Origin of the sequence: Arthrobacter globiformis NBRC 12137, assembly GCF_000238915.1 — a bacterium.
GTDB classification, from domain to species: domain Bacteria; phylum Actinomycetota; class Actinomycetes; order Actinomycetales; family Micrococcaceae; genus Arthrobacter; species Arthrobacter globiformis.
Genome location: NZ_BAEG01000012.1, coordinates 55034 through 65380, shown reverse-complemented (window position 1 = coordinate 65380; position 10347 = coordinate 55034). Strand labels below are relative to the sequence as shown.

At 66.3% G+C, this 10347-nt stretch carries 9 protein-coding genes, 1 pseudogene and 1 riboswitch; of the genes and pseudogenes, 4 read left to right on the top strand and 6 right to left on the bottom strand.

Annotated features, from left to right (window positions below; genetic code table 11):
• Together ARGLB_RS02080 and ARGLB_RS02075 are read right to left on the bottom strand one after the other, a co-directional pair.
• A pseudogene (locus tag ARGLB_RS02080) lies at positions 1-1437 on the bottom strand (glycine dehydrogenase); the annotation flags it as partial.
• Positions 1438-1626: 189 nt separating this feature from the next.
• Positions 1627-1725: riboswitch (glycine riboswitch) on the bottom strand.
• A 126-nt stretch (positions 1726-1851) separates the two neighbouring features.
• Positions 1852-2391: a TetR/AcrR family transcriptional regulator gene (locus tag ARGLB_RS02075; protein WP_043417713.1), complete on the bottom strand. Its 540-nt coding sequence runs from the start codon at positions 2389-2391 to the stop codon at positions 1852-1854.
• Between the two features lie 10 nt (positions 2392-2401).
• On the opposite strand from ARGLB_RS02075, the gene ARGLB_RS02070 reads away from it, so the two are divergent.
• A complete protein-coding gene (locus ARGLB_RS02070) occupies positions 2402-4033 on the top strand; it encodes an MFS transporter (protein WP_139023221.1) in 1632 nt (543 codons plus the stop codon).
• A gap of 81 nt (positions 4034-4114) precedes the next feature.
• Here ARGLB_RS02070 and ARGLB_RS02065 read toward each other — a convergent pair whose 3' ends face one another.
• A complete protein-coding gene (locus ARGLB_RS02065; protein WP_003798344.1) occupies positions 4115-4594 on the bottom strand; it encodes a Dps family protein in 480 nt (159 codons plus the stop codon).
• A gap of 215 nt (positions 4595-4809) precedes the next feature.
• Here ARGLB_RS02065 and ARGLB_RS02060 point away from each other — a divergent pair, with 215 nt between their 5' ends.
• The 3 genes from ARGLB_RS02060 to ARGLB_RS02050 are packed head-to-tail and all read left to right on the top strand — an operon-like array spanning position 4810 to position 8462.
• Positions 4810-5871 (top strand): nitrilase-related carbon-nitrogen hydrolase, encoded by a 1062-nt coding sequence (locus ARGLB_RS02060; protein WP_003798340.1) that lies wholly within the window; start codon positions 4810-4812, stop codon positions 5869-5871.
• The gene (locus tag ARGLB_RS02055) at positions 5868-6893 is read left to right on the top strand and encodes an agmatine deiminase family protein (protein WP_043417700.1); all 1026 of its coding nucleotides are present in this window, start codon (positions 5868-5870) and stop codon (positions 6891-6893) included. Before ARGLB_RS02060 ends, ARGLB_RS02055 begins: the two co-directional genes overlap by 4 nt.
• Before the next feature lie 12 nt (positions 6894-6905).
• Entirely contained in the window at positions 6906-8462 is a 1557-nt protein-coding gene (locus ARGLB_RS02050) for an APC family permease (protein WP_003798337.1), read from the top strand.
• Between the two features lie 144 nt (positions 8463-8606).
• On the opposite strand, the gene ARGLB_RS02045 is transcribed toward ARGLB_RS02050, so the two are convergent.
• From ARGLB_RS02045 to ARGLB_RS02035, 3 genes are all read right to left on the bottom strand, one after another.
• On the bottom strand, positions 8607-9155 hold the full coding sequence (locus tag ARGLB_RS02045; RefSeq protein ID WP_003798335.1) for an AMIN-like domain-containing (lipo)protein: 549 nt from the start codon (positions 9153-9155) through the stop codon (positions 8607-8609).
• A 374-nt stretch (positions 9156-9529) separates the two neighbouring features.
• Positions 9530-9832 carry a DUF4193 domain-containing protein gene (locus tag ARGLB_RS02040; RefSeq protein WP_003798333.1) on the bottom strand — a complete coding sequence of 101 codons (303 nt, stop codon included), beginning with the start codon at positions 9830-9832 and terminating at the stop codon, positions 9530-9532.
• Positions 9833-9935: 103 nt separating this feature from the next.
• Positions 9936-10163, bottom strand: a complete 228-nt coding sequence (locus ARGLB_RS02035; protein ID WP_003798331.1) for a hypothetical protein — start codon at positions 10161-10163, stop codon at positions 9936-9938.
• Positions 10164-10347: the final 184 nt, after the last annotated feature.

The window sequence follows — 10347 nt, the reverse complement described above, 5'->3', positions numbered from 1 at the left end:
TTCCGAGCGGTGCGTGTTGAACACCGGGTGCTGCAGGTACGCGGAGGAACGCTCGACGGCGGCGTCCAGGGCGAAGCCGTCAGTCGCCTCCGCTGCCCCGGCACCGAAGGCGGCGAGGAGGTCGGCCACGATGGCCGGCGTCGTTGTCTCATCGGTGGAGATGCCAACGGTGTCAGCATCGATGCTGCGGAGGTTGATGCCCTTCTTCTCGGCGGCGGCGATGATGCCGCCGGCCTTGCCCGGGACGGAAACCGTCACGGTGTCGAAGAAGCTCGTGTGCAGGACGTCCAGGCCGGCGGCCTGGAGTGATGCGGCCAGGGTCCTGGCGTGGCCGTGGGCGGTTTCGGCGATCGCCTTCAGGCCCTCCGGTCCGTGGTAAACGGCGTACATGGAGGCAACGATGGCCAGCAGCGCCTGCGCCGTGCAGATGTTGGACGTGGCCTTCTCGCGGCGGATGTGCTGCTCGCGGGTCTGCAGCGCCAGGCGGTAGGCGGGGACGCCGGCGTTGTCCTTGGAGACGCCCACCAGGCGGCCGGGCAGGGAGCGTTCCAGCCCCTTCTGCACGGCCATGTAGGCGGCGTGCGGCCCGCCGAAGAACAGCGGAACGCCCAGGCGCTGGGCGGAGCCGACGGCGATATCCGCGCCCTGCTCGCCAGGAGGCGTGATGAGCGTCAGGGCGAGCAGGTCAGCGGCCACCGTGACCAGGGCGCCGCGCTCCTTGGCGGCGGCGATGACCTCACTGTGGTCGAAGACGCGGCCGGAGACACCAGGCTGCTGGAGGACAACGCCGTTGATGTCGCCGTCGGGCAGGCCTTGGGACAGGTCCGCCACCTCCACCTCGAAACCGAGGGCTTCGGCGCGGCCCTTGACGATGGCAATCGTCTGCGGCAGGCAGTCCGCGTCCAGGACAGTCTTGCCGTCGTGGGCGGTCTTGTTCTTGTTGGCCCGGCGCATCAGCAGCACGGCCTCGGCCACGGCCGTGGCTTCATCCAGCAGCGAGGCGTTGGCGATGGGCAGGCCCACCAGGTCCTGGACCATGGTCTGGAAGTTCAGCAGCGCTTCCAGCCGGCCCTGCGAGATCTCCGGCTGGTACGGGGTGTACGCGGTGTACCAGGCGGGTGCCTCAAGGACGTTGCGGCGGATCACCGGGGGCGTCACGGTGTCGTAGTAGCCCTGGCCGATCATCTGCACGGCGGTCTTGTTCTTGGCCGCGAGCTTCCGGAGTTCCGCGAGTGCTTCCACTTCGCTCAGGGCCGGCGCGAGCTGCAGCGCTGAATCCTGGCGGATGTCGTTGGGCACTGCCGTATCAACCAGCGCGTCGACGGTGTCGTAGCCGACGGCCTTGAGCATGGCTTCGACGTCGGCCTGGCGGCGGGCGCCAATATGCCGGTCGACGAAGGACGAGGAGGCTGAATTAACGGTCAAAAGGAACTCCATAACTAAGGCGACGCAGGGTACGCCACAATGATTCGGGTTCCTCCCCGCTCTGTATTGGACCTGAGAGTTTCCGCGATGCTGCGCTTTCGCACAGCTCCGCTTGCACCGTCGGTGAGCACAGCGTGCCCTGAACTGTTCGCGCGAAGGCGGAACATTTCCAGCGGGCAGCCTGCTGCTTTCCAGAGTTGCCTTGCCGCGGCGGTACATGGGCCTGAGAGATTCCTGGGGAGGTTTTGCTCCTACGGCGCCTGCTTGTACCTACTTGCAGGACTCTCCCGCCGCAGATCAAAGGCTTATTCAATTGAGCGGTGACAGCTGTCACAGAGGCTATTGTCCTACGCCGGGATCGCGTCTGCAAACTGTGGCGGCGTGGGCTGGCACACCCCCGACGGCGGGCAACCCCGGGAAGCCCGCCTACCCCCTGAGCCGGACAAGTGCGGCCAGGAGGCTTTCGACGTCGGCCGCCGTCTCGGCGGGCGACGCGGCCGGCCCGATGGACAGCATGGCGTTGAAATAGAGGCCGTCGCCCATATACAGGACGGCCTTGGCCAGGCCTGGCCCGACGTCGCGGGCGATCTCATCAAGCCACCGCTGCTGGATGTGGGCAAACCGGCGCCGCGTCTCCTCGTGCGCCACCTCGGCAAGCCTCGTCGCGGCCACGATGGCACGGTCCAGCGGAGTGTCCGCCCAGACGGACGATTTGATGAAGTAGGCGGCCGCACCCTCCGCAGCCGCAGCCATGGCTTGGGCATCCGCTTCCGCATACTCGTCGAGGCGGTCCAGCAGGACGCCGATCAGCGCTTCCTTGTTCGGAAAGTGGTACAGGAGCCCGCCCTTGGACACGCCGGCGCGGGCTGCCACGGCATCAAGGGTGGCGGCGCGCTCCCCCACCTCGATCAGGAGGGATTCAAAAGCATCGAGCACTGCGCCGCGGGCGACCGGTTTTCTGGGCATGGCTCCCATCATGCCCGGTTCCGACGCCGGGTTTATAACTATACCGTCTGGACGGTATAGTTACTTCATGACCCTGCACTCAACCCTTCGCCCGGAGAACACGTCCGCAGAGCAGGCCCGCGGTGGCGCGCGCGACTGGTTCGCCCTGGCCCTGCTCATGTTCCCGGTCCTCCTGGTGGCCGTGGACAACACTGCGCTGACGTTCGCCCTTCCCGCAATCGCCCGCAGCCTCGACCCCTCGGGCGTACAGCTTTTGTGGGTGGTGGATGCATACGCCCTGGTCCTCGCCGGACTCCTTGTTGCCATGGGCAGCCTCGGCGACAGGATCGGGCGCCGCCGGCTGCTGCTGGTCGGCATTTCCGGCTTCGCTGTGGTCTCCGCGGCGTCCGCCTTCGCCCCGAGTGCCGAATGGCTCATTGCCGGCCGCGCGGCTCTCGGATTCTTCGGCGCCATGCTCATGCCGTCCACGCTGTCACTGATCCGCAACATCTTCCGGGAGCCGGGCAGGCGGAGGCTGGCCGTGGCCATCTGGGCTGCGGGGTTCTCCGGCGGCGCAGCGCTGGGACCGATCTTTGGCGGCTGGCTGGTGGAGCACTTCTGGTGGGGCGCCGTCCTGCTCGTGGCCGTGCCCATCATGCTGCCGCCACTGGTGCTGGGTCGCTTCCTCATTCCGGAATCCAAGGATCCGAATCCCGGCCGCGTGGACGTGGCCAGCGTGGTGCTGTCGATGCTGGCCATGGTGCCGGTGGTCTACGGCATCAAGGAACTGGCCACCCATGGACCCGGCGTGACGCCGTTCGGGGTTCTGGCGTTTGGCCTGGCCATGGGACTCCTGTTTGTCCGCCGCCAGCACGCCCTCGCGTCCCCGCTCCTGGACATGTCCCCACTGCTGGATATGTCACTGTTCAGGAACCGCGTGTTCAGCACAGCGATCACGGCAAACATCCTGGCGCTGTTCTCCTACAACGGCTTCATCCTGTTTCTGGCCCAGCACCTGCAGCTGCTCGAAGGCATGTCACCGTCAGAGTCGGGCACCGCCATGCTGCCGGCCCTGACGGCCACCGTGGTGGCGGGATTGCTCGTGGTTCCGCTGGTCCGGAAGGTCCGGCCGGGCTTTGTGGTGGCCGCCGGACTGGCGCTGAGCGCCGCCGGCTACTGCATCGTGGCGTTCGGGGATCACGACGCCGGGCCCACCGCACTGCTGGTCGCCCTCCTCGTCCTGGCGCTGGGCGTGGGTTCTGCCGAGACCATCTCGAACGATCTGATACTGGGCGCCGTGCCGGCGGAAAAATCCGGCGCAGCGGCGGCCATATCGGAGACCGGCTACGAAGTGGGCTCACTCCTCGGGACAGCCCTCCTGGGGTCCATCCTGACCGCGTCATACCAGCAGCATCTCGCCCTCCCGGAGACCGTTGCCCACGCAGTCCCGGCAGAGTCGGCGGACCAGGCCAGGGAGACCCTGGCCGGTGCCATGGAGCTCGCCGGGTCGCTGCCGGCTCCGCTGGCCGAGGGGCTCACGGCGGCCGCCCGGGCCGCCTTCGATTCCGGCGTCCACATCACCGCGGCGATCGCGCTGGTACTGATGGCAGGAGCCTCGGTGCTCGCCGCCGTCGTACTTCGCCGCATCCCGCCCGCGAAGTAGCCGGCACAGAAACGGGCAGCCCCGGAGAATTACTCCGGGGCTGCCCGCTGCAATCGGCTCTTGGCTTGTCCCGCCGGCCGGCTACTTGCTGTCAGGGTGCGTGACGTTGGCCGACGCCTTCATGTTCTCGGCGCCAACCATCCACGCGTACTGCTCGAGCTTTTCGATGAACGTATGCAGCAGGTCTGCAGTGGTGGGGTCCTCCTCATCCACCTCGTCATGGACCTTGCGCATGGTGCCTACGGCCGCTTCGAGCGCTGCCACGATGCGGTCGATCGCATCCTTGGTGTTGATGAGCCCGTCGGGGAACGGGGGAAGGTGGGTCGACTTCGCAACAGTCGTGCTGCGACCGTCCGGCAGGGCGTGCAGGGCACGCATGCGCTCCGCGATGTCGTCGGCAAAGGCCCGGGCGGCGTCGACGATCTCGTCGAGCTGAAGGTGCAGATCCCTGAAGTTGGTTCCAACGATGTTCCAGTGCGCCTGCTTGCCCTGGATGTGCAGTTCGATCAGGTCCGTCAGGACGGCCTGCATGTTGTTGGTCAGTGTCGGTGAAGCCTTCATGAATCCTCCTCGATTGGTCCAGTGGTTTCGACGCTACATCAGCGGCCCAGGGACCGGGAGCGCCGAGGCGCCAATTTCACGATCAGCTTACTTACTACTTTGCGGGTCGTAAATGATCAGCATTCAAATAGCCCTTGCCACACCCGCGCTGCACGTGCATACTAAATGAACGTCATTCATTTAGTGACGGTCGTCTCACTGGAGTAATCATCATCATGATCGAAGTAACCTGCCTCAACGCGCCTGCCTCCCTCGCCCGGACAGCGCCGTCCGGCCGCCCCGCCTTGAGGGCGGGCGTTGTGCAGCACCGCTGGCACAGCAGCGCCGCCGCACTCCGTGCGGAACTCAACGACGGCATCGACCGGGCGGCCCGGCTGGGCGCCACCGTGGTGTTCTTGCCCGAGCTCACCCTCTCCCGCTACCCCGCAGACCAGGTTCCGGAGAATGACCTTGCACGGCAGGGCCAGGACCGGCTGCGCCCCTCCGACACCGCCGAGGACCTGCTGACCGGCCCCACGTTCCGCTTTGCCGCCGAGGCCGCCCGCCGGAACGGCATCACCGTCCATGCCTCGCTCTACCAGCGCGCCGGCAACCCGGACGGCTCGGACGACGGCCTGGGCCTGAACACCTCCATCCTCGTGTCCCCGGCCGGCGAGCTACTGGCCGCCACCCACAAGCTGCACATCCCGGTGACCGCCGGATACTACGAGGACAAGTTCTTCCGCCAGGGTCCCGCAGCGGGGGACGCCTACCAGGTCCATGCCCCGGCTGAACTCGGCGGCGCCCGGCTGGGGATGCCCACCTGCTGGGACGAATGGTTCCCCGAGCTGGCCCGCATGTACTCCCTCGGGGGCGCCGAACTGCTGGTGTACCCGACGGCGATCGGTTCCGAGCCGCTGTTCCCGGACTTTGACACCCAGCCGCTCTGGCAGCAGGTCATCGTGGGCAACGGCATCGCCAACGGCCTGTTCATGGTGGTCCCGAACCGCTGGGGCCAGGAGGGCAGTCTGAACTTCTACGGCTCTTCCTTCATTTCGGACCCCTACGGCCGCATCCTGGTCCAGGCGCCCCGCGACGAGTCGGCAGTCCTCGTGGCCGACCTCGACCTGGACCAGCGCAGGGACTGGCTGACGCTGTTCCCGTTCCTGTCCACCCGCCGCCCCGACACCTACGCACGGCTCACAGAACCGGTCCGTCCCAAGGAGCCGTTCGGCACGCCGGACCTGCTTTCGGCAAGCTCAACCAGCGGCTCCGCAACCGCCGGGGCAAACGCGTGAGCGCGTGGCGGATGCCGGCCGAGACGGCGCGCCAGGAGCGGCTCTGGATGGCCTTTCCCACCGGCGGCTACACCCTCGGCGACACCGCTGAGGCGGCGCACGCCGCCCGTTCCGTCTGGGCCGCCGTCGCGAACGCCGCCGTCGAGTTTGAACCGGTCACCATGGTGGTGGACCCGTCCGACGTCGGGACAGCCGCACGCTATCTGTCCCCCGCCGTCGAGGTGCTGACAGCGGAACTCAACGACGCCTGGATGCGCGACATCGGCCCGACGTTTGTCCTGGACGGAAAAGACGCCCTGGGCGCCGTCGACTGGGTCTTCAACGGCTGGGGTGCCCAGGACTGGGCCAGCTGGGACAAGGACGCGCTGGTCGCCGCCGAGGTGGCCGGACGGTCCAGCGCTCGGCACCTCGTGTCCGAACTGGTCAACGAGGGCGGCGGAATCCAGGTGGACGGCGAGGGCACGGTGCTGGTCACCGAAACGGTGCAGCTGGATCCGGGCCGCAACCCCGGTCTCAGCAAGGCCGACGTCGAGGCCGAACTGGCCGGGACCATTGGCGCCACGAAGGTGATCTGGCTGCCCCGCGGCCTTACCCGCGACTCACAGCGGTTCGGGACGCGCGGGCACGTCGATATCGTTGCCGCCATCCCGTCCCCGGGCACCCTGCTGGTCCATTCCCAGCAGAACCCCGCCCACCCGGACTATGAGGTCAGCCGCGAAATCATCAGTTTCCTGTCCTCCACTACAGATGCTGCGGGCCGGGAATGGTCCATCGTCGAAGTCCCGGCGCCCGTTGCGCTGACGGATCCGGAGGGCTTCGTGGACTACAGCTACATCAACCATGTGGTGGTCAACGGCGGCGTCATCGCCTGCACGTTCGCCGACCCCAATGACGAGAAGGCGCTCCGCATCCTCGCGGATGCGTATCCCGGGCGCAAGGTGGTGGGCATCGATGCCCGCGAACTCTTCGCCCGCGGCGGGGGCATTCACTGCATCACCCAGCAGCAGCCCGCTGCAGTCTAGAAAGGGCAAGTCATGAGCCAAACCACGAGCATCCAGCCCGGAGGGAAGAGCACTCCCCCGGCTGGCGAAGCAACGCACGGCATCACCGGGAAGGGCCTCAAGGGCGGGCAGCTGGGCCTCCTGGCCGTCGTCGTCCTGGGTATCTCGACCATCGCGCCGGCCTACACGCTGACCAGCGCGCTGGGTCCCACGGTAAACGAGGCGGGGCTCCAGCTGCCGGTGATCTTCCTCATCGGCTTCATCCCCATGATCCTCGTGTCGCTCGCCTACCGGGAGCTGAACGCTGACTCTCCGGACAGCGGCACCACGTTCACGTGGGTGACCAAGGCGTTCGGGCCGTGGGTTGGCTGGATGGGCGGCTGGGGCCTGCTGGCCGCCAACATCATCGTGCTGTCCAACCTCGCCGGGGTGGCGGTGGACTTCTTCTACCTCTTCCTGGCGCAGCTGACCGGGTCGCCGGAACTGGCGGACCTCGCCGCCAACAAGCCGCTGAACGTGCTGACGTGTTTCGTCTTCGTGGCGCTGGCCGTGTGGGTCAGCTATCGCGGCCTGCACACCACCAAGGTTGTCCAGTACGGCCTGGTGGGTTTCCAGCTGGTGGTTTTGGGCCTCTTCGTGGCCATGGCCTTCGCCAACTGGTCCACGTCCAGCACCGCCATCCCCTTCAGCTGGGACTGGTTCGACGTGACAAAGATCGAGACATTCGGCCAGGTTGCCGCAGGCATCTCGCTGTCCATCTTCGTCTACTGGGGCTGGGACGTGTGCCTTACCGTCAACGAGGAAACGGCCAACGGGAAGAAGACCGCCGGCCTGGCCGGAACCCTGACCGCCGTCGTCGTCCTGGGCATCTACCTGCTGGTGACCATCGCCACCATGATGTTCGCCGGCGTCGGTGACACGGGGATCGGCCTCAACAACGAGGAGAACCACGCGAACGTCTTCACCGCGCTGGCCTCCCCCGTCATGGGCCCGTTCGCCATCCTGATGTCCCTCGCGGTCCTGTCCAGTTCGGCGGCGTCGCTGCAGTCGACGTTCACATCGCCATCGCGCAGCCTGCTCGCGATGGCCCACTACGGCGCCATGCCCCGGCAGTTCAGCCACATGAGCAGGAAATTTTCGACGCCGGGCTTCGCCACCGTCGCCGCAGGCGTGCTGTCGGCCGGGTTCTACGCCGTGATGCACGTGGTAAGCGAGAACGTCCTCAACGACACCATCCTGGCCCTCGGCCTGATGATCTGTTTCTACTACGGGCTGACAGCGTTTGCCTGCGCCTGGTACTTCCGCGGGAGCGTTTTCAGCAGTGTCCGCAACTTCGTGCTGCGGCTGCTGTGTCCGCTGCTGGGCGGCATCGGCCTGACGGTGGTCTTCCTGCAGACCGCCATCGACAGCTGGGCGCCTGAGTTTGGCAGCGGTTCGCAGGTCTTCGGGGTAGGGCTCGTCTTCGTGCTCGGCGTCGGGATCCTGGCCCTGGGGATCCTCTTCATGCTGGTAATGGCGCGGCTGCGGCCCGGATATTTCCGGGGCGACACCATCCGCCGCGACACCCCTGCGCTGGTGGTGCCCGAATAACACCGCCTGCGAATGCGGCGATGCCCCGCCTCCCGGACCGGAGGCGGGGCATCGCTTGCATTGGAGCAAATCGGCGTGGAGCCAATCAGCGTCTCCAGGACCCCCTTGTCCCGTCAGCCCACCTGCTCCCCTACCGCAGGCGACTCACCAGTAGTGGGCGACGTCGACGACGAGCCGGGAACCGGACCCGGGGCCATCCAGCGTGTACACCTTGAATGGCAGCCGGGCACGGACGCCCAGGCCGAGTGTCGTGTAGCCCTCGAAGCTTCCTGCCCACGCCACCTGCCGGAACGTGTGGTACCCGGAAACGTTGGTCACCTCGGACCGGTTGGCCGGAATGAAGGTCGCTTTGCCGGTGGCATTGTCATAGGCCGGCGAGTTGATGGTCAGTTGCAGGAAGGCCGCGCCACGAAGCTTGACCGGCAGGCCGGACCCTTCCTGGGCCACTTCGGAAACGTAGCGGACGTTGTAGCCTTTGGCTTTGCCCTTGAGGTCGATCACGAGGCGGTCGAAGCAGTAGTGCTGCCCTGTGCGGACGTTGGTGACGGCTGCGGTACTCATGGTCTTGTCTGCCTTCGCCAGCGAGCCCCACACCTGCCCGCAGTAGGAGGCTGCCGAGGCGGAGCCCGGAGCCAGCAGGCCCAGCCCAACAGCCAGAAATATGACTGTGAGCCAGGCGGGAATTCTTTTCATTTGGCCACCCCTTTCGGATGAGTGATTGGATAGCTCCAGAGTAGGAGCGTCAAAGGCCCTATACGAGGGATGTGGCCGGTTCGGGGCGCAACCGTTAACATCGCAAAATACGGGTCACGGGGCCGTGATTCCGGGCGTGCTTTTGTGGGGTTCGAGAGGCGTTCGTGGCCCTTTCTCCACGCTTCCGTTACCGCAGATAACGGCGCTTGTGCGGTCCCAAAAAGGCTGTGCGGACGCAAAAAATCTGTGAGGGCATGAAAAGCGAGGCGCCGGCCTCCCCATGGGGAGCCGGCGCCTCGCGTGGCTTTGCTTTGGCGGCTGCCTGGCTATGAAGGCTGCCTGGCTGCAAAGCGGAATATGCGCGGAGTGGCTGTTTAGCCTTCGCAGTCGTGGCAGTACTTCAAGCCGTTCTTTTCCTTGGCTACCTGGGACCGGTGGCGGACCAGGAAGCAGGAGCCGCAGGTGAACTCGTCGGACTGCTCGGGGACGACGATGACCGTCAGTTCCTCGTTGGAAAGATCGGCGCCCGGAAGGTCGATTCCCTCGGCGGTGTCGTTCTCGTCGACGTCGATAACGGCGGTCTGGGCACCGCCGCCGCGGGACGCCTGGAGTGCCTCCAGCGATTCGGAGGGAGACTCTTCTTCTGTCTTGCGTGGGGCGTCGTAATCGGTAGCCATAGCGTTGTTCACTTTCGTTGCTGCACAGCGCCATTCAGGCACCTCAGTGAAGCAGTTTAGGTCATAAAGCGGCAACGTCAAGAATAGTGTGGCCAACGCGACACTAAATGGTCTTTTCCGCCTGTTTCGTGGGCTGGCCGGCGGTATTTCCGTGCATCCTGAGCGCGTGGTCACCCCCGACGGCGACCCCGCTGAGCGCAGGCAGCCACGCCCATCGTGTGACCTCCTGGAGGGCGTCGTTGGCCTGCTCGGCAGTGGCAGGAACCGGCGGCAAGAGCAGGGCGTCCGCGAGCGCCGCGCGCATCCGGGTAAGCGACTTTGTGATGGTCATGGCGCAAAGCTATGCGGCCAGTGTTGTGGACACGTTTCGGCCGCGTCTCCGGGCAGTTAAACCGCATTGGCCCTACTGCCAGGTCCGGGGCCAACGGGACCTGGCCCTACCGCGGGGACTGGCGGGGCGCCGTCGTCGGTCTTAGCCTTGATCTGTTCTCGGATCTGACCACCCAGCAGGCGGA

Excerpts from the sequence above, each read along its gene's own strand:
- ARGLB_RS02045 (WP_003798335.1), bottom strand. The coding sequence starts at position 9,155 with ATGAAAAGAATTCCCGCCTGGCTCACAGTCATATTTCTGGCTGTTGGG.
- ARGLB_RS02050 (WP_003798337.1), top strand. The coding sequence starts at position 6,906 with ATGAGCCAAACCACGAGCATCCAGCCCGGAGGGAAGAGCACTCCCCCG.
- ARGLB_RS02040 (WP_003798333.1), bottom strand. The coding sequence starts at position 9,832 with ATGGCTACCGATTACGACGCCCCACGCAAGACAGAAGAAGAGTCTCCC.
- ARGLB_RS02065 (WP_003798344.1), bottom strand. The coding sequence starts at position 4,594 with ATGAAGGCTTCACCGACACTGACCAACAACATGCAGGCCGTCCTGACG.
- ARGLB_RS02075 (WP_043417713.1), bottom strand. The coding sequence starts at position 2,391 with ATGCCCAGAAAACCGGTCGCCCGCGGCGCAGTGCTCGATGCTTTTGAA.
- ARGLB_RS02060 (WP_003798340.1), top strand. The coding sequence starts at position 4,810 with ATGATCGAAGTAACCTGCCTCAACGCGCCTGCCTCCCTCGCCCGGACA.
- ARGLB_RS02070 (WP_139023221.1), top strand. The coding sequence starts at position 2,402 with ATGCCCGGTTCCGACGCCGGGTTTATAACTATACCGTCTGGACGGTAT.
- ARGLB_RS02035 (WP_003798331.1), bottom strand. The coding sequence starts at position 10,163 with ATGACCATCACAAAGTCGCTTACCCGGATGCGCGCGGCGCTCGCGGAC.